A 19768-nucleotide genomic window follows, 5' to 3' on the forward strand; every position below is an offset into this window, starting at 1 on the left:
AAAGTTTTGGGACATCAATTACTTACAACCATGCTTTCCTGTGGTAAAAAAATTTCACCCTATTCTATTAAGCATTATAAAAAAAGTTTAAAAAAGCAAAATAGAAATGATTTGTCAAATAGTAGCGAGTCTTCCTTCACCTAATGGCGCAGCCTACGGATTGTGTGATTCATGCTTTACCAACAAAAACGTTGTAAATGCTCATTTCAAAAAGCTTTATCATCTTATTGGTGCATTAAAAACTAACCAAGTTATTTATCCGAAAGGATTTGGTATTCAAGTTCATAATTTTTCCCAGTATATTCAAAAGGATGATGTTTGCCTTGTTACAGTAAACGTTGGCCTATTGAAATATTTTTTAGGCAGACAAAGAACAATCTTGGACTTAATACTTATCAAGTAAGCTCTACAAAATCTCTTGATAGATTATCATTTCTAATTTCTTTGACATATATTTATTATTCAGTTCAAGAGGACGCTAATGATTCCTTCGGAAAAGGCTTAATAATTTGCAGAGATCAATTTAAAAGAGATAACATTCAATGGGTTTATGAATCTGCAAAAGATAATTTACCTCTTGAAGCTATTTTTAAGCTTTGAAAGTAGCATAAGGTACAATATAAATACAAACTATAAAATTTTGTATCTAAATATACTGGCAGCTGGATTATTGAACTATTTTTTAAAGATTGCAAAGATAGATACCAAATAAAAAGTGAAAAGTATATCAATATATACTTCACAATAATTATAATAAGTTATACTTATTGCACATTATATTCTAATTGCTGCTGTCACTTTAATACTAGGTATAAATTAGTCAATAAAGATTTAGCAAAATCGAAAACAATATATATTTTATAAAGCAATTTCTAATGGAAAGTCATTAGAAGAATTTTTTGAGTTATTAAAAATAGCTTAGGAATCTGTTTAGTTATTTAACTGTAAAATTATTTAAGATAAGATGCACTATTATAGTTTTGTATATTTTGCAGATTTTCAAAATGTAAAATAATCTTAACCTTTACCCAAATAATTTAATTCACACACCTCAAACCTATTAATTAAAAGTTTTTATCACCCCCTTAATTCTAAAAATAATAGCCTTGAGCATAACTCTGAGGGGTTAATATCACGAGCTCATTAGGGCTAATTTTTTTAATCACTCAAATATATATATCATGGGATCTCTCTACATTTTTGTCGAATTATACTAGATTATCACACATAATATAAAAACAATAAGGTGAAAATCCCTATGTATCAACGTCAAGAAATCTTTAATATAATTGAACTTTTTATTTCCCAAAAACTTATCAATTTTTATACAAAAATTTTTGATAACCTTGATTTATCTTCATTACCCGATAGGGTGCCTTCTAAATACGGCGCTACAGGCTTTTCACGAAATACCCTTTTTAGAGAATTTATTGTTATAAAATGTGAAAAGTTTGCTCAAATTATTGACCTTAAAAATTTTTTAGAAAATAATTTAATTATAGCGCAGCTTTGCAGTTTCAATATTTTAAAGTCTTTGCCTTCATACTATGTTTTTCAAAGATTTATAAAAAATCTTTCTAACTCTTATATTAAAGAAATTATGAAAAATCAAGTTACTCTCCTTAAAGAGTTAGGTTTTATTGATAATAACTTTGTAGCCGTTGACGCTGCTCCTGTTAAATCCAATAAATCAACGAAATTTTATAATTTTTACTGAGGTTATAAACACCACATTATTTGTGATGTTATATCGGGTCTTCCTATTGCCAAATTTACTACAACTGCAGATATTAATGAAATTTCTACTCTTATAAAAATTCCTACTGCTACAAATGAATGGTTTTCACTTAACAGTAGTTATATTATCGCTGATAAAGGTTATGACTCAAAGCAAAATCATGATTTTATTCGTAATATACTTAAAGTTCACGCCTTTATTGCCTTAAATAAACGCGGCACTAAGAAAAAGACTTTAACATCTAAAGGGAATATAATATGTGATTGCGGTTTAGCCATGCACAAAGATGGTAAACAATATTTTGATTCTTATATTAAGCAAAAATTTTGTTGTCCTTATAGAAAATCAAAAGATGATTCATCGCGTCCATGTAAACGTGAAAAATATTTTAATGGCAAAATGAATAGAGGTTGTGTAAAATAAATAAGCATTCATACTGATTATAGAGCTTCTATAAATCTTGATTCTATATTTTTTTAAAAAACATATGGTCTTAGAACTGAATCTGAAAGATACAATTCTAGGTGGAAAAATCTTAATACCGAACAAGCTTATGTTAAAAATATTAACTCTGTTACTAACCTAAATACCATTGGACACATTTGCCTTTTAAACATTGTGCTTGCTGCTATAAAAGCTGGTGGTGTAGATAAATCCAAATCCCTATCGGGATTAAAAAGAACTGCTTAATTAAAATATATTTTTTAACATTAAAATTTACTAGAGAAGTAGCTTACCCCTTTTTTGCTTTTTTATTATCAATTCCTAGCTCAAATTTATCTTAACAAGCTACGCTTAATAAAAATTGGAATCATTTTACTTTAACTATTTAGTTTTTTATCAATTATACTCATATCTACTAAAAATAATTATAGATTAAGTATCCAATTCTTATAACCATAATACATTCTATTGATTACTTATATATTTAATAACTTTAATAAATATATTTTTTAACTTGCAAAATTATAAAGTTTATTTATTAATAACATCCCCTATATTAATAATATAATCTGCATTTTCTATAAGTTCACGATCATGAGTTATTACAATTATTATAGAATTTTTCTTCAACTTTTTAAGAATTTGTTTCAATTTTTTTACACTATCCTTGTCTAAAGCTGATGAAGGTTCATCTAACAGTAATATATCAAATTTTTTATTCAAACACATATTTAAAGCACTCTTTTGCTTTTCCCCTCCAGATAAATTTTTATAATTATTAAAAATACAGTTAAAATAACTATTTTTTTTATTTTTATTTATAGTATAACTAAAAACATCAGGCTCTTGCTGACAAATAGAAACATTTTCTTTTCTAAAATTATATAAATTTATATATTTTAAATTTGTACTATTTATATAAATCTCTCCAGAATAATTGTCATATAGCCCTAATAAAAGATCAAATAAAGTACTTTTTCCACTTCCATTTTTACCACAAATACAATATATTTTTCCTTTTTTAAATTTATAATTCAAATTTTTAATTATTTGATTTTCTTTTTCATAATAAAAAGATAAATTTCTTATTTGTAAATCTTCTACTTCTTTTAAAGTAACATTTCCAATAATCTCTTCCTTTATTAATAATAATTTATCAATCCTATTCTTAGACGCAAGATATTGTTGATATTGCTGACTAAGTGATAAGAAATAATTAATGCCAGATATTATTACATTAAAAAAAGAGTTGAAAACTATGAGTTTACCTATAGTTATGATATTTTTTTCAACCAGTGAAACACCATATAATAAAATTACTATATTAGAACTAAAGGTAACTACATTTTGAACATTAGAATACATATATGAAATTTTAGAAAAATTGACTCCTTTATTAAACAACAAAACAAAAGCATTATATAACTCATTTTTACTCTCTTTATGCCAACTATTGATTTTTATTGATTTTATATTTTTTAATTCACGAATTAATTTTGAAAAAAATTTGCTGTGTTCATCTGTATATGTATAATTACTTAAATATATCTTTTCTTTAAAAAAAATATATAGCATGCTATATATTAAAAACATAGGCAAAAGTATTAATCCAAATAAAAAATATATTTTAAATATCATAAAATAAGAAATTGTTATAGAAAGAATATTAATAGTCACCTCAAATATATTTTCAATAATAAAATTTGAAATTTCTGAGGCATCTGAAACTAATCTATCACATAAATAACCGCTATCTAGTTTTATATATTCAGAATAGGGAATTACTTTTAAATGTTCTATAACATTAGATAATATATTAAACATAAATTTGCTATCTAATTTTATCTTTTCCATATTAAAAAAATATCCTGTGATTATTTGATTCATCCAAATTAAAATTAGTAAATATATATTGTTCACTACCTTTTTTGTATCTCTAAGGTTATTAGTTAGTAAGTCAAAAAAATTTGAAATTATATAAGGCTTCAATAATGATGTAACTGTTAGTAAAATACATAATACCATCATAATTAATATTCTAATTTTATATTTATTTAAATAATTAAAATAAACGTTTTTTTCCATAAATCCTCCATATGTACAATTATGTTTGATAAACTTATATGAATATTGCTTTTTTAATCCTCTGATGATAAAATAACTTTCATAATAAATTCAATTTTTTTAACTTTATAAAATAAAAAATAAATATAACACACTAACTTTTCAGTATTAACGATGAACTTTATAATTACTTATATAATTAACACTATAAAATTAATAAGCCAACATTAAATATTGAGTTATACCTTAAGAAGAGATTAGAGAAGATTTACTTAATAAACTAATTGACTATAAAAAATAAATTCTTGCTTTCTCCATATGTAACTTTAATATATCTTTTACAAATAACTTATTATAACGTAATTTACGCATGGATAAAGTTAAATAAATATTTCAGATACATTTAGAATTTATGTCATGTCTAATGCTTAAGTACATATCATAAATAAAGAATACAAAAATACTTTAAACTGGTATAAAACCATTGTTTTTTTACAAATCAAACCAATATAAAATAATAATAGTAGTCTCTCCTCTTCTTAGTATACATAAATTTAATACATCATTTTACGAACAAATATATAATAATTTTAACCTAATTAATTGAATATTAATGGAATTTTTTGAAATACTGCATGTCGTAAAAAACATAATAATACAAGCTCTCAATAAAATTGCAAGTTGCTTTAATTACTACATTTGGAAAACTTAAGTTTACTTTCTTAAATCAGCGTATTATTTTTTTATTGTTATTTTATAATTTTCTATATTCTTCAGTATATTAAACTATTTCATCTTTTAAATACTTTCTGTAATATCTCTTTAAGCCTTCAATTATTACTTTCTCATTACTAGCACATCTAAACGAATCACCTTTCCCATTAAACTTATGATATGAACAACCTCCTTGGCAAATAGGCAATAATATACACTTTTTACATTCATCTTCAATATCTTCAATTAACCACTTTAATGTATAGCCATCTAGTTTTTCTCCATAAAAAATATCACCTGAATTTTTATCTTTAATGCCTATATCAGTCCAACATCTATATATATATCCTTCAGGATCTATTCCAAAACAGTTAATTGAAAGTGCTCCACAAGCAACTGGAACAGTACTTGGTGTTTCAATATAATGAAATCTATTAAAAGCATATTCCTCCCACTGAGGTAATAAATTATAAAATTCATCTTTACTATAACAATTATCTTTATTTTTATCATCTTCATATATAAACGTAACAGGAGCAAAAGCTATATTTTTAATCTTGAACTCATTGGAATAAAAGTATTCCACTATTTCTTTTGCTTCTTTTGAGTTATTTTTATCTATATTAACTCTTAGTAAAATATCCATTATATCTTGAGTTGTTTTTATATTTTTACAAATAATATCAAAACTACTTTTATTATTTTTTAAATGTCTTCTTTTATCATTAGTATCTCTTAATCCATCTAATGTAATTTGAACATTTTTTATTTTACACTTCTCTAACAATATTTGTGCAGTATTTCTGTCTAATAAAACTCCATTTGTTATAATCTTAGTATTATATTTAACATTTAATCTTTCACATATTTCTATAAAACTTTCAGATAACTCTACTATTGTATTTAACTCTAATAGTGGTTCTCCTCCAAACCAAGTTATTGATAATGATTTAGTATTACTTGATTTTAATGAATTTTCAATGAACTCGATTAATTTTATCTTTACATTTTCCTCCATTCTTTTAGTGTTTTTCTTCTCAAAACAATAAGGACAATTCATATTACAATTCATTGTTACAGCTATTGTTATAGCTAGTGTCTCTTTAGTAAATCTACCTACTTCTCTATAATATTTGAGAATATCTAACTCATTTAAATCTTGTTCTATTAAGAAACCATTTTCAAAAGCCAGCATAATATTTTCTACTATTTTTTTATTAAACTTTTCCTCATAATTTTTCAAATATTCAATTTCATCTATTGCTTTCAACGTTTCTTCATCAAATAATGCAAACGCATTAGTTAATGTATTAAATATTAATTGATTTCCCTTAGAATCCTTATCTACTTTAATGTTAAATTTTGATTTTTTTAACAACATATAAAATTCCCCCTATTCTTAATTTCTTATATAAATATTTAACTATCTTAACCTTATAGTTAAATAACTTCACCACAAAACATTATTTCCCTTTAGAAGTTGAAGGTTCAATATCAACAGTTACATCAAGCTGTACCATATGCCACAGTAAAAAACTATATCAGTTTATTAAAAATAAAAATGATAATAAAAAAATATCAATATACTAATTCTAAACATCAATTTTGGTATACTACTATTAAGAAAGAAACTTAAGTTCACTGAATACCTACATATATACATTATTGTTAACCTAAATATCCATATTAATCATATAATTATTCAAGCTAAAGCGTCTTAAGATATAATTCCTTAATCTCATCGCCTAATCTAGAATAAAACAACTTTAAAGTATCAGATATCCTATTCTTTTTATACTCAATGCTTTAACCTTATATTTTCATATTACTCTTCAAAAAAGTAATTTCCGAATATTTAGAAATCACAGTAAATACTAAAACATTCTATATTACAATTGCATCTTACATCAAAAAATTTACTCAATATTTAAAAAATACATGATAATGTGCTTTTATCTATAAATTTATTTGCTACTACAAGTAGCATGTTGATGAAATTATAATTTTTACAAAAGATAAAAAACATTATATTGGGTTAGTAATAAATCATTACCGCATTTTTATTATCTAACTTCCTCCAGAAATAGTTATCAATTTTATTCAGTATTAAACAATAGTAAAACCTAGTTATTAGTAAATCTATAAATTTCTAATGACTGTCATCATGCAATGAACTTCCTGGTTATAAACATATTAGAATTCAAATTTATTATGATTGCATAACTAATATCCTTATATTTATGCCTATTTTTCATTATACGCCTCTTCTTTAAATAATTTATCATCTTGTGAAGTAGGTAGATTGAAATTTAATAACATTAAAAAATCTAATGGACTATTAGTAATCTAATAACTTAAAAATATACTATTTAAATATTTTTTGTCATGCCTAAATTTAAAATCAAATATGAAATTAAACCGGCTAGTGTCTAAATTTGTAAATTTCTTATTGTAATAGCTAACTTTTCATAATTAATCTATTAATTTTAATTATTTATGCATCTAAAAAATTTCAATTTACTTTTATTGTCGATTTTTAAAAATTAAGATACATCACCATTCCATAAGTAAAAATATAGCTATCTTTTAATGAAATACTAAACTACAACTATATCGGGAAAATATCCAAATATAATAATAATAAATTTAAGCATTTCTAAAAATAAGCTTAATGTCGCATACCCTATGTAATACTCATATATTGGAAAAACCACTAAATATAACTTAATCTTAAACTGAGTAAACCTATTTAAAATTTATTTTACCGATAATAAAAATAACTTTAATTATGAATACATACAATACCTGCCTTTAATAGAATAAAAATTTAAAATGTTTTAAAAAGACTTTTAAAATATATAGAGGTCATATTTATATAAAATATTTCAAGTCAGCATAAAAGTTTCATACTTATAAAAATTATAACTTTATTTTTAATATTCCTAAATTTAGTATTAGCACCTTACTATCAGATATATAATAATTTGAAAATAAGGTGCTCCTTAAAACATACTTTTTAGAACAACTGACTATCTACTGGTAATTTATATAGTGTAAAAATTAAAAACATTTACAGGCACTTATAAATCCCCATTTTCCTGGACACCCTTGTATTGGACAGGTTTGCCCACATCCAAATTCTAAAATATCACATTGAGAACTCATTACTGTGACCTCTCCATTATCCTTATTAATTTTTTTCTTTAGCTTTAATTTAGCAGGTTGAATTATCTTCATATAACCAACATCTCCTTTTATTAAAATATTAATTCATCATAATAACATTTCTACATATTTTTATATTTTCCTCCTTTTAGTTCATAAACTCTAAATATTTTACATTATATCAATTTAAAATATCTTATGTAACATACTAGTATTATTCAAATAACATATAAAAAATGTAGTTTTCTAAATTTTAAAAACTTACACTAGAAAGTTATATATGAGCCGAGCCATACTTCTTTTTTAAATTAACTTGTTGTGCTAGTTAAATGCACTGTATTATTTACAAATATAAAAACCATAGCGAAACATGTTATCGTATCATTAGAAAAGCACGACCACTCTTAATGATAGGGGGAAACATATATGCTAGAGCTTTTCAAAACTGATTCTATATCACAGCTATAGAAGATCTAAAAGACTTTATAACTGTCATATTTGTCATTGTTAATGATATTTACCAAGAAGTAATTCCAGCATACATTAAAAATGGAATAAACAGTAATGATCCAATAATGAGCGCTGACCTGCGGACAGTAAAAAAGGAAACATAGACACCTAAGATTAAAATTAAATATCACAGGTAAAATTACCAATAAAAAAGCATAGAAAAAACATAGCCAACCCTTAAAATAAGTTGAGTTTCCAAAACAACTTATAGAAAAGGAGAAAATGGCTATGCTAAATAATCAAGAATATATTACAACAGAATTAGAAAAAAATAACTATTCAGCTATTAAAATAACTTAAATTCCATGTTATTATTATTTTATTAAAAATGCCCCTTCTATTTATCATTGTTTTTTGATATCATAAAACATGTCTTGCAAAAACTAATGATAAGTGGTGGCACGTAGTGAGCGAAGGCAAAATTATTGAAATTTATAATCAAGGTATATCTCGAGTTATAAGTGTTATTAAGGAATTATCAAACCAAATTAAAACACTAAATTCTCAAGTGGAAACACTTTCAAAAGATAACAAGGCTCTAACCGAGCGTGTAAAATTATTAGAAAATCAAGTCAATAAAACTAGTAATAACAGCAGTAACCCTCCATCGTCAGATGGTTTCAAAAAGAAAACTAAAAGTTTAAGAACAAAATCAGGTAAAAAACCTGGTGGTCAATAAGATCATGAAGGAACAACACTGTGGCTAAATGATACTCCTGGTGAAATTGAAATTCATACTGTAAAACACTGTACTGAATGCGGAGCATCCCTAAAAAATGTCTCTCCCGAAAGATATATTGTTCGTCAAATTATAGATGTACCAGATATCAAAGTTAAAATTGTAGAGCATAGAGCAGAAGTTAAAATATGTCCTCATTGTAAAAGGGGAACATCCATAGATTTGTGTAAACAAATCTACGGATGTTCTTTTTTATGTATGTATAGCTTACATTAATGGAAATAATAACTACAAAATAATTTGTAAAAGGAGAGAAAAAAATGAACCCATTAGAAATACCTGATATTAATTTGAATAAAGAATTAAAGAAGTGTAAAAGTATGGAGGACCTAGTAGACAAGAATGGTTTAATGCAAAGATTATTTGGAGGTATAATTCAACAATTCTTAGAGGCTGAAATGGAAGAACATTTGGGAAGAGAGAGGTATGAAAGACAGATCCAAGAAGAAAAAAATTATAGAAATGGATATAGCCCTAAGAAAATTAAAACCAGTTTTGGTGAAGTGGATGTATCTGTACCAAGAGATAGAAATGCAGAGTTTGAACCAAAGATTGTTAGAAAATATGAAACAGTATGCAACGAACTTGATAAGAAAGTTATAGGCTTATATGCAAGAGGTATGTCTGTGGATGATATTCATTTTAAAGTTAGAGATGAACATAGAATTGTTAGTAAAGCGGCCTATATATGCATGGCACTTAATATGAAAGGGTATAAAGATATTCTTGGTATATGGGTTGGTGAACAAGAGGGAGCAAAGTTTTGATTATCAGTTTGCAATGACCTTAAAAACAGAGGAGTTAAGGATATATTAATAGCATGTATGGATGGACTTAAAGGGCTTCCAGAAGCTATTAAAACTGTTTTTCCAGAGGTCAATATACAAAGTTGTATAATACACCAAATAAGAAATTCTATAAAATATATAGCTTCAAAGGACATGAGAGCTTTTATGAAAGATTTAAAAACTGTATATCAAGCAGTTAATGAAACTATGGCAACTCAAGCGTTGCAATCATTAGAAGCTACTTGGGGTGATAAATATCCCATAGTTATACAGTCATGGAACAATAATTGGGATAATTTATCTACTTATTTTAACTTTGCACCAGAAATTCGAAAAATAATATATACAACTAATGCATTAGAAGGCTTTAACAGGCAGCTTAGAAAATTCACTAAAATAAGAACTGTTTTTCCTACAGATGACTCCTTAATGAAAGCTCTATATCTAGCTACTGAGCAGATTATGCTTAAGTGGACTTCTCCACGTCAAAATTGGTGTTGGATCTTAACTCAACTTAATATAATGCATAAGGATAGACTTGAACAATATATGTAAAATAAATTTTAAGCTTGTACTAATTTATATATATATGCATAATAATAAAAATTATACAAATAATAATAACAAGATAAAGCTATACTTCATATTTTTAGTAATAACCTAAAATAAAAAAGTGGCTATTGCCGCGTTATTTCGCTTCGCTCAACTTCTTTTGGCAAAACTCTTTAACTAGGCTGCTTTATTATATTTTTTATTATCAAATTTATATATACTTTTTATGCGGTAACATATTAATGTTTTTATCTTTAAAATTCATATGTTATCCCATGAACACCTTCATATTTTTGGGGTCTCATTATAGCTCCACATTTTTCACAACTAAATGTAGGTGGCTCTATTATATTTTCATCATCTATTTCATCAAACATTTCAACCACATCTCTTGGTATATATTCTTTTATCCCACATTCTGTACATATATACAAAATATCCTTCTCCTTAATTTGTTTTTCTTTTATTTTTGCTTTGTATTTTGCTCTTTATTTATCTTTTACTTTCTTAATATTTCTTGCCATATCAATAACCCCCATTTATATATATAATGGCTCTATTTTATCACGAATTATACCTTTAATAACACCATAACTGTACATTAACTCTTCTATTTTTCTCTCATTTTCATCCATTATTTTTTCTCTAAATTTTTCTCTTACTCTTTTATTTTTATAATATATATCATGAAATTTCATTTGTGCTTCACACTTCTCACATCTTAAAGGATTCACACCAAATGTAAGCATTATTCTTGATTCAGCTATTGCTGGCCTTGCAGTATATCTTCCAACATATCTTCCTTCTTCCTTTGCTGTTTTTATTTTTCCTTTTCCATATACATAAAATCCATTTTTAAATTTTTTATACAGTTCATTTTTTAATTTTTTAAACTTCTTTCTGTCACTCTTAATGTTATTTCCTATCTCATCTAACAATATTTTCTGCCATCTTTTTCTTAATGCTGTATAGTTTATATGCTTGATATTTTTCCAAGCTGTAATTTCACCTGCCCCACCTTCGGTAACAATCAAATATACATGGGGATTCCACTTTAAATCTCTACCAAAAGTATGAATAACTGATATTATTCCTGGAGTAAAACATTCTTTTTTATTTAAATCTTTAAACCAACTCACAATTGCTTTAGATGAACATTGCGGCAATAAAGATAGTAATTTTCTATCACGGGCAAAGTATATTCTTAACTCTTCTGGGATGGTGAATACCATATGTCTATGTTTTGAGTTAATGAGCCTCGCCACCATTTCATCTGACCATTCTTCAGATTTTTTCTTGCCACAAGACGTACAAAATCTGCTTTTACATCTGAAACCAACTCTCTTAATTTCTCCACAACTCTCACACTTAAATTCAATAAACCCATTGTCTAGCGACCCACAGTTAATCATTTTGTAAACTTCTCTATCTATGTTAGCTCTGATTTTGCCTTTATTTATTTCACGGAATTTTTCCCAATTATCAATAAATATTTGTTTTATTACTCCACGCATTTATATCAATCCTATTCTAGTTTTTACAAATAATTATACCAAAAATACGTTTCCAAAATATAACTTGTAATATTTTCCTCAAACATCTACTCTCTGATTTTTCAGGCCCTAACGGGCTCTTTTTTTTAGTCAATTTTTTTAAATTCCTAAGAAAAAATAAAATTATTACTGGAACTAAATTCCAGTAATAATTTCCAAATATTTTTTATCATGTCTATTCTATTTTACACAAATTTATGGGCGTTCTCCAATTTATGCTTAAAACTCTCTTTCAAAAATCTGTATTTTCTCTTTATTCTTAAAGTCCTCTACTCCGTCAATTCCTATAAGCTTTAAGACTTCATTCATACACTCGTTATTTAAGGATACCCTTACCTTTGAATTTTCAGCAGTTTCATCTACTATTTTCTTGCCTTCTTCTGCTGGAATTAAAGCTTTAGGTCCTCCTACACAACCGCCTATACATCCCATACCTTCTATGAAGTTGGCATCTATTTCTCCTTTTACTGCTTTATCAAGTATTTCCTTGCACTCCTTAACTCCGTGAGCTTGAGCTGTCTTTACTTTTCCTTTTCTTTCTGGGAATAGAGTCTCTATGGCTTCACTTACAGCTATAGAAACTCCACCAGTTCTCGCATATAGTCTTCCTTCTCTAGATGCATATTCACTGGTGAAATCCTCTTCCATATCACTAGGATTTATATCCAAAACCTCAAATATTCCTTTAACCTCTTCAAAGGTTAAAACAAAATCTATGGCTCCTTTTATGTCTTCATTTTTAGCTTCAGCTTTTTTAGCAATACATGGCCCTACAAACACCACTTTACAATTTGGATTTAATTTCTTCAAAACTCTTCCCGCTGCAATCATTGGAGAAACTGAAGGTGAAACATCCTTTACTAAATCTTTATAAACCCTTTTAAGCATTCCTACCCACATAGGACAGCAGCAAGAAGTTATCATTATATCCTTTTCACTTTTTACATGAGCATCAAACTCAATAGCTTCTTTTAAAGTTAACATATCTGCGAAAAATGCCACTTCCACCATGTCTAAAAAGCCAACCTTTTTAAAAGCAGTTCTCATTTTTTCTAAAGAAACATCTTTTCCAAACTGACCTGCTATAGCCGGTGCCACTGCTGCTATCACTGGTACATCTGATTTAAGAATATCTACTAAAGGCATGAATTCTATTCTATCTAAATATCCACCATTTTCACAAGCTGTAACGCATCTACCGCAATCTGTGCATAAATCTTCATTTATGTATATTTTATTTTCTTCATTTAATATTGCATTAAAAGGGCATGCTTTTTGACATAGAGTTTTTCCTTCCTCATCTGCACACTCCATAGTGCACTCTCCAATTTTGTGCACTATTTTAGCTTCTCTTTCATATCCCTTCATGGCACTTTCCAGTGAATTTATAAAACTTTCATCATCAATGTACTCTACCGTAACACCACATAAGGATGATATTACTTTAGAAAGTTCCTTTTTTTCATCTCCGTACTCCTTTAATATATTCCCTACTTCCCTTTTAAAATTACCTTCTTCTTTTGCCCATAAAATTCTTTTAAATAAATCCTTGTATTTCTCTTTCATAAATTATATGTAGTGAGTTTTTAAAAACATCACTAGCCTATTTCCCCCCCCCTTTTTTAATTCTACAATATATTTTAAATTATTCCCTTGTACACTTTTATTATACTAAAAAATCAGCCCTTAAATAGGCTGATTTTAAATTTACTATTGAACTGGATTATAGGTAGTTGCTTCTTGTAAATTTCCCTTTGTTTCATCACCCCTTGCATATTTCACGTGGTAATAATAATTTTCTCCTACTCTTAACTTTTGAAATTGCTCCTTTGTGCAACTAACCAAACATTTTTTGTAAGAATTGCTCTCTATTGAATTTATAATTATATAATAATTTTCTCCATCTTTTTCTTTATAAGAATAAGGACTTTTTCTTTTTTTCATAACTTCATGCTCTTCCTTATTATCTTTTTCTATAAGTACTACGGAACCTGTAATTGTTTCCGAGATTTTTTGGGGTCCAAATATGCCGTAGAGAATATATGATACAAATAAAATTGGTATGACTATTATTAAGATCACTAAGGACTTATATTTAATTTCACTTTTCATATATTAATACCCCTAAAATTAATACACATTTAGCTTTACTTCTCATATTTTACCCCCTAAATACTTAATATAATTATATTATAACACAATATTTTACCATATTAAATAATTAAAGTTATTATTTTCTATTTATTATATATATTCATTTAATGATTATCCCACAAAAAGCATTATATTACCTGAATTATGAAATTTCTCTGGAATGACTTGCATAAGAAGCAAAGGAACTGTTTAAATTTAATTTTAGAAATTCTTCTTTTAGACAGATAAAATTATCGTAAGCCTGGCAAGGACGCCAGGCTAGCGAACCTGAGGCAGGACGCTGAATGTGAGCGTTAGATAATTTTATATGGCTAAAAGATTAGAATTTCTTAAATTAAATTTATTGTTCCGAGCTCTTATGCAAGTCATGGAGGAGAAATTTCATAATTCCACTACATTGTACCTTATTGTGGGATAATCATTTAATAAATTAGCCATTTCAATAGCTGTTACCCCAGCATCATAGCCTTTATTCCCTGCTTTAGTTCCCGCTCTTTCTATAGCCTGCTCAATACTTTCAGTAGTTAAAACACCAAATATTACAGGTACTTCTGTATCTAAAGAAACATTAGCTATACCCTTGGAAACCTCACTGCAAACATAGTCATAATGAGATGTGGTTCCTCTAATAACAGCCCCAAGACATATAACTGCATTATATTTATTTGATTTAGCCATTTTCTTTGCTATTAGAGGTATTTCAAATGCTCCTGGAACCCAAGCCACTTCTACATCTTCCTCCTGTGCTCCATGTCTTTTTAAAGCATCTACTGCCCCTGCTAAAAGTTTGCTTCCTATAAACTCGTTAAATCTTCCAACAACTATACCGAATTTCAAACCTTCTGCTATTAATTTTCCTTCATATACCTTCATTATTATTTCCTCCAATTATTTAATTTTTCTACACTATCCACCCTTTTCCTTAATTGATAATGTAGCCTTTCTCATCACTTACTGACGCTAATGACACTAAAGTAAGGCTTCTTAGTTAAATTATAAATATCAATAAATATAGAAATTTCATTTTAGGTACATGAAAAGAAATAACAAGTCAAAGATGCTAGTATATTTTGTGTCAGACAAGGAAGCAGGTTCCGCCGCTAGTAGGACTATCGGTGGGTTCTGCTGACGCAGTATGACGCAAAATAGACTAGCATACTGACTTATTATTTGTTTGAATGTGCCTTACTATACCTTTTGTACCAAAATCTAAAAGTCCAGATAATGTCCCATCTTTTCTTTTTTAGTCTTTAAATAAAACTCATTCATTTCATTGTGCCCCATGTCAATAGATACTCTCTCAACAATTTCTATTCCATATCCTTTTATACCTGATATTTTTTTAGGATTGTTAGTCATAAGTCTTACTTTCTTTATTCCTAAATGTGAAAGTATCTGAGCTCCTATGCCATAATCTCTTAAATCCTCTGGAAAACCCAATGCTAGATTTGCCTCTACAGTGTCCATTCCCTGATCTTGAAGCTGGTAAGCTTTTATTTTATTTATAAGTCCTATGCCTCTTCCCTCTTGACGCATATATAGAAGCACTCCCTTCCCTTCTCTTTCTATGTTTATCATGGAAGCTGCCAGTTGCTCTCCACAATCACATCTTAAGGAGCCAAAGGCATCTCCTGTAAGACATTCAGAGTGAACCCTTACAAGTATCGGTTCGTCACCTTTAATATCACCTTTAACTAAGGCCACATGATGTTCCCCATTTAATTTATTTACATAACCTATTATTTTAAAGTCTCCATATTTAGTAGGCATGTCCCCTTCAGCTACCTTTTCCACTAGGCACTCATGTTTTCTCCTATAGGCTATTAAATCAGCTATGGTTATTATCTTTAAATTATGCTTCTTTACATATTCCATAAGCTGAGGAACTCTAGCCATGGTTCCATCTTCATTCATTATTTCACATATAACTCCTGCAGAAGAAAACCCAGCTAACTTTGCCATATCCACTGCCGCCTCTGTGTGTCCTGCTCTTTTTAATACGCCCCCTTCTTTATAGGCCAAAGGAAATATATGCCCTGGTTTATTAAAATCCTCTGGTGTTGCACCTATATCTACTAACTTTTTTATAGTTTCCGCTCTTTCATAGGCAGAAATTCCTGTAGATGCTCTCTTAAAATCCACAGACACAGTAAAAGCTGTCTCTTTAGGGTCTGTGTTATTCTGAACCATTGGAGTTATCTTAAGCTCTTTAAGTCTCTCCCTTAACATAGGCACACATATAAGCCCTCTGCCGTATTTGGCCATAAAGTTTATACTTTCTCCTGTGACCTTGTCTGCAGCCATAAGTAGATCCCCTTCATTTTCCCTATTCTCGTCATCTACTACTACCACCATTTTTCCTTCTTTTATGTCTTCTATAGCTTCCTCAATAGTATTGAATTTAAACATTTATAACACCCCTTCGTAGTTAATAGTTAATAATTAATAGTTACTAGTTGATATTTATTTTTACTATTAATTTTAAAGTGTAACCTTTTAATAAAATCCATTTTCTTTAAGAAAATCTAAACTAATGTCCCTCTTCTTATCCACAACCTTATTAAAATTCATGAACTTTTCCATATATTTTCCCACTAAATCACATTCTATGTTAATTTTCTCTCCAACCTTTTTATTTGAAAGAGTGGTTTGTTCTTTAGTGTGTGGAATTATAGAAACCTTAAATATATCCTCATCCACATAAGCCACAGTTAAACTTATACCATCTAGGGCTACGGACCCTTTTGTTATCACATACTTTAGTATCTCTTTAGATGCTCCTATGCTTATCCACAGAGCATTATCCTCACTTACAAATTCCTTTATAACTCCAGTACCATCTATGTGCCCACTGACCATATGTCCTCCAAATCTATCCCCTACTTTTAAAGCTCTTTCCAAATTTACTTTTGTACCATTATTAAGATACTTTAGATTAGTTCTTCTAATGGTTTCAGGCATTACATCTACAGAAAAACTCTCCTTGTTAAATTCTGTTACCGTAAGACAAACTCCATTAGTGCTTATACTATCCCCTATCTTTACATCTCCTAAAATCCTTTTGCTTTTAATCCTTATAGAAGCGGATTTCTCTCCCTTTTTTATGTTCTCTACCTGGCCAATTTCTTCTATTATTCCTGTAAACAACAGCTATTCACCCCTCCCCTAACATAATTACATGAAAGCCACTATATTTTATGTAATAGTTATTAGTTCATTTATTTTAGATAAAGTTACTCTATCTATGCTAGGTATTTTTCATTTATTCACCATCATATTCATCTATCAGTTCCCTAGCTTATTATTAACTAGTGCCTCTATTAAAATATCTCCTGAAATATTTTTAACCTCTATCTTTCCTAACTCAATACACTCTTTCATAAACTCTACTCCATCACCTTCTACAGGAGTTTTTGCATCTGTCCCTCCTATTATTTTAGGAGCTATGAAACACATAAGCTTATCTACAATCCCTTCCCTTAAAGCACTGTAGTTTAAAGTACCTCCCCCTTCTAAAAGCACACTGTCAACTCCCATTTCCCCTAGTTTATTCATTAAATATTTAAGATCTACTTTTCCATCCTTTCCAGGAGTTTTTATAACTTGAACCCCCTTTTGGGCTAAAGCCATTAACTTTTTATCCTCTACCTCTTGCCCCACAGCCACCACAGTTTTAGCAGTAGAACTTACATTAATCACTTTAGAATCTAATGGTATTCTTCCATGGCTATCTACTACTACTCTCATAGCATCCTTACCACTACCATTATTTAATCTAGTAGTTAAAGAAGGATTATCCGCAAGTACAGTGCCTATGCCCACCATTACAGCTGATACTCTATGCCTTAATTCGTGAACATACTCTCTAGATATTTCATTTGAAATCCACTGGGAATCTCCTGTTTTACAGGCTATTTTTCCATCTAAAGTCATGGCAGTTTTCATTATGCAAAAGGGCATTCTAGTAGTTATATATTTTATAAATATCTCATTTACCTTTCTTATTTTTTCCTCTAATACCCCCACTTCAACTTCTATTCCAGCCTTTTTTAATATGTCTATTCCCCTTCCACATACCAATTCATTAGGGTCCTTCATACCTATAATTACTTTTTTTATACCACTTTTTACAATTTCATTTGCACAGGGTGGTGTCTTTCCATAGTGCGAACAAGGTTCCAAGGTAACGTACATATCTGCACCTTTAGGGTCTTCCTGACAGTTTTTAAAGGCATTTACCTCAGCATGTGGTCCTCCATAAAATTCATGATAGCCCTCACCTATAATTTTGCCTTCCTTCACTATCACTGCTCCCACTAAAGGATTTGGATTTGTATATCCAGCACCCTTTTTTGAAAGTTCAATGGCTCTTCTCATATATTCTATTTTCAAAAAATCACCTCTTTTAAAACACTATTGGTAAAATCAAAGGGATGTTTCCACTAGGAGAAGTGGTATTCAAGATTTGTAAACTATTACAGCGTTTAAAACTTAAAGTTTTAGTAAAACTACACTAAACTTTATTTGAAATGTGAAATTTAATCAGTTTATTAAACCACAAAAGGTACACTATGGAGTATTTATGAATTTTATCCTCCCTGCCTTTATAAAAGCTCAAAACAATAAATTTCACCATTAACACAAAAACCCTGAAGATAATATATCTCCAGGGTCCATAATCACGCTAAATAAATTCAATTAAAGAGATGCTATATAAAGCTATAAAGCATATCTTTCCTTCTCCCATCCAGACTATACTGTCGGTCTTGGAATTTCACCAAGTCAGTCAAAAGACTCGCGGACTTTACCGCCGGTGGGGAATTTCGCCCCGCCCTGAAGGTTTCACCATATTAATTTAAATAAAGTATAACACTGCTGTTTTTTCATGTCAATGTATTTTACGTTAACTTTTTACATGCATGTTTTTTCCTTTGTACACTATTTTTCTACCTCTATATACTTTACTTACAACGGTATTATATCTACTATACAAGGTCATTGAACCTCCATAACGTAAAGCCCTTTCATCCTCGATTACAAGGGTATGAACGAGATTTTACGGGTTGAATTATAAACTGTTAACACATATACCTATATATGAATAGTATATATTGTAAATAATAACTGAGGTGGAGGAATATGTATCAATCATTCAATCCATGTATGGACTATATGCCTAATCCAATGGTTAATCCTTATGCTAATATGAAAAAAATAAGGCTAACTAGAGCTTTTATACCTGATCAACCTTATATTTCTTTGTTTCCATTGGATGAAGCCCTAAAAAAGGGAACTTTATTCCCTAATCTTTATATACCTTACCCAATAAAATCTAAGGAATAGGAGG

16 protein-coding genes, 3 pseudogenes and 1 riboswitch are annotated in these 19768 nt (G+C 28.4%); of the genes and pseudogenes, 8 read left to right on the forward strand and 11 right to left on the reverse strand.

Annotated features, from left to right (window positions below; translation table 11 throughout):
* The first annotated feature begins 318 nt into the window (after positions 1-318).
* The 3 genes and pseudogenes from CC89_RS20825 to CC89_RS21180 all read left to right on the forward strand — a co-directional run.
* Positions 319-600 carry a hypothetical protein gene (locus tag CC89_RS20825; RefSeq protein ID WP_051931770.1) on the forward strand — a complete coding sequence of 94 codons (282 nt, stop codon included), beginning with the start codon at positions 319-321 and terminating at the stop codon, positions 598-600.
* A 658-nt stretch (positions 601-1258) separates the two neighbouring features.
* Positions 1259-1717: a hypothetical protein gene (locus CC89_RS21175; protein WP_286161352.1), complete on the forward strand. Its 459-nt coding sequence runs from the start codon at positions 1259-1261 to the stop codon at positions 1715-1717.
* Between the two features lie 12 nt (positions 1718-1729).
* A pseudogene (locus CC89_RS21180) lies at positions 1730-2161 on the forward strand (transposase); the annotation flags it as partial.
* 552 nt (positions 2162-2713) lie between these two features.
* On the opposite strand, the gene CC89_RS13185 reads toward CC89_RS21180, so the two are convergent.
* From CC89_RS13185 to CC89_RS20610, 3 genes are all read right to left on the reverse strand, one after another.
* Positions 2714-4267, reverse strand: a complete 1554-nt coding sequence (locus CC89_RS13185) for an ABC transporter transmembrane domain-containing protein (protein ID WP_035292836.1) — start codon at positions 4265-4267, stop codon at positions 2714-2716.
* A gap of 760 nt (positions 4268-5027) precedes the next feature.
* A complete protein-coding gene (locus tag CC89_RS13190) occupies positions 5028-6341 on the reverse strand; it encodes a radical SAM/SPASM domain-containing protein (RefSeq protein WP_035292838.1) in 1314 nt (437 codons plus the stop codon).
* Between the two features lie 1679 nt (positions 6342-8020).
* A complete protein-coding gene (locus CC89_RS20610) occupies positions 8021-8197 on the reverse strand; it encodes a hypothetical protein (RefSeq protein ID WP_180963986.1) in 177 nt (58 codons plus the stop codon).
* A 354-nt stretch (positions 8198-8551) separates the two neighbouring features.
* Between CC89_RS20610 and CC89_RS21515 the strand changes: the two are divergent.
* The 4 genes and pseudogenes from CC89_RS21515 to CC89_RS13200 form a co-directional block, all read left to right on the forward strand.
* A pseudogene (locus tag CC89_RS21515) lies at positions 8552-8706 on the forward strand (IS982 family transposase); the annotation flags it as partial.
* 335 nt (positions 8707-9041) lie between these two features.
* Positions 9042-9314, forward strand: coding sequence for a DUF6444 domain-containing protein (locus CC89_RS21185; RefSeq protein ID WP_051931773.1), 273 nt, complete (start codon positions 9042-9044; stop codon positions 9312-9314).
* Between the two features lie 51 nt (positions 9315-9365).
* A complete protein-coding gene (locus CC89_RS21190; protein WP_278320087.1) occupies positions 9366-9590 on the forward strand; it encodes an IS66 family transposase zinc-finger binding domain-containing protein in 225 nt (74 codons plus the stop codon).
* Positions 9591-9634: 44 nt separating this feature from the next.
* Positions 9635-10717: pseudogene (locus CC89_RS13200) on the forward strand (IS256 family transposase).
* Between the two features lie 251 nt (positions 10718-10968).
* On the opposite strand, the gene CC89_RS13205 reads toward CC89_RS13200, so the two are convergent.
* The 8 genes from CC89_RS13205 to ribD all read right to left on the reverse strand — a co-directional run bounded on the left by CC89_RS13205 (position 10969) and on the right by ribD (position 18813).
* Positions 10969-11148: a hypothetical protein gene (locus tag CC89_RS13205; protein ID WP_051931774.1), complete on the reverse strand. Its 180-nt coding sequence runs from the start codon at positions 11146-11148 to the stop codon at positions 10969-10971.
* 105 nt (positions 11149-11253) lie between these two features.
* Positions 11254-12228 (reverse strand): IS91 family transposase, encoded by a 975-nt coding sequence (locus CC89_RS13210; RefSeq protein WP_035292841.1) that lies wholly within the window; start codon positions 12226-12228, stop codon positions 11254-11256.
* A gap of 258 nt (positions 12229-12486) precedes the next feature.
* On the reverse strand, positions 12487-13833 hold the full coding sequence (locus tag CC89_RS13215; protein ID WP_035292843.1) for a [Fe-Fe] hydrogenase large subunit C-terminal domain-containing protein: 1347 nt from the start codon (positions 13831-13833) through the stop codon (positions 12487-12489).
* Positions 13834-13977: 144 nt separating this feature from the next.
* Entirely contained in the window at positions 13978-14379 is a 402-nt protein-coding gene (locus CC89_RS13220) for a hypothetical protein (RefSeq protein WP_035292845.1), read from the reverse strand.
* Between the two features lie 423 nt (positions 14380-14802).
* Positions 14803-15294 (reverse strand): 6,7-dimethyl-8-ribityllumazine synthase, encoded by a 492-nt coding sequence (gene ribH / locus CC89_RS13225; RefSeq protein ID WP_035292846.1) that lies wholly within the window; start codon positions 15292-15294, stop codon positions 14803-14805.
* Between the two features lie 336 nt (positions 15295-15630).
* Positions 15631-16830: a bifunctional 3,4-dihydroxy-2-butanone-4-phosphate synthase/GTP cyclohydrolase II gene (locus CC89_RS13230; RefSeq protein WP_035292848.1), complete on the reverse strand. Its 1200-nt coding sequence runs from the start codon at positions 16828-16830 to the stop codon at positions 15631-15633.
* Between the two features lie 87 nt (positions 16831-16917).
* Positions 16918-17568, reverse strand: coding sequence for a riboflavin synthase (gene ribE, locus CC89_RS13235; protein ID WP_035292849.1), 651 nt, complete (start codon positions 17566-17568; stop codon positions 16918-16920).
* 138 nt (positions 17569-17706) lie between these two features.
* Positions 17707-18813 carry a bifunctional diaminohydroxyphosphoribosylaminopyrimidine deaminase/5-amino-6-(5-phosphoribosylamino)uracil reductase RibD gene (gene ribD / locus CC89_RS13240; RefSeq protein ID WP_051931776.1) on the reverse strand — a complete coding sequence of 369 codons (1107 nt, stop codon included), beginning with the start codon at positions 18811-18813 and terminating at the stop codon, positions 17707-17709.
* 339 nt (positions 18814-19152) lie between these two features.
* A riboswitch (FMN riboswitch) is annotated at positions 19153-19266 on the reverse strand.
* Between the two features lie 294 nt (positions 19267-19560).
* Between ribD and CC89_RS13245 the strand changes: the two genes are divergently transcribed.
* Positions 19561-19764 carry a spore coat associated protein CotJA gene (locus CC89_RS13245; RefSeq protein WP_035292850.1) on the forward strand — a complete coding sequence of 68 codons (204 nt, stop codon included), beginning with the start codon at positions 19561-19563 and terminating at the stop codon, positions 19762-19764.
* Positions 19765-19768 lie beyond the last annotated feature (4 nt).

The organism is Clostridium sp. KNHs214, assembly GCF_000744935.1.
In the GTDB taxonomy this organism is placed as follows: domain Bacteria; phylum Bacillota; class Clostridia; order Clostridiales; family Clostridiaceae; genus Haloimpatiens.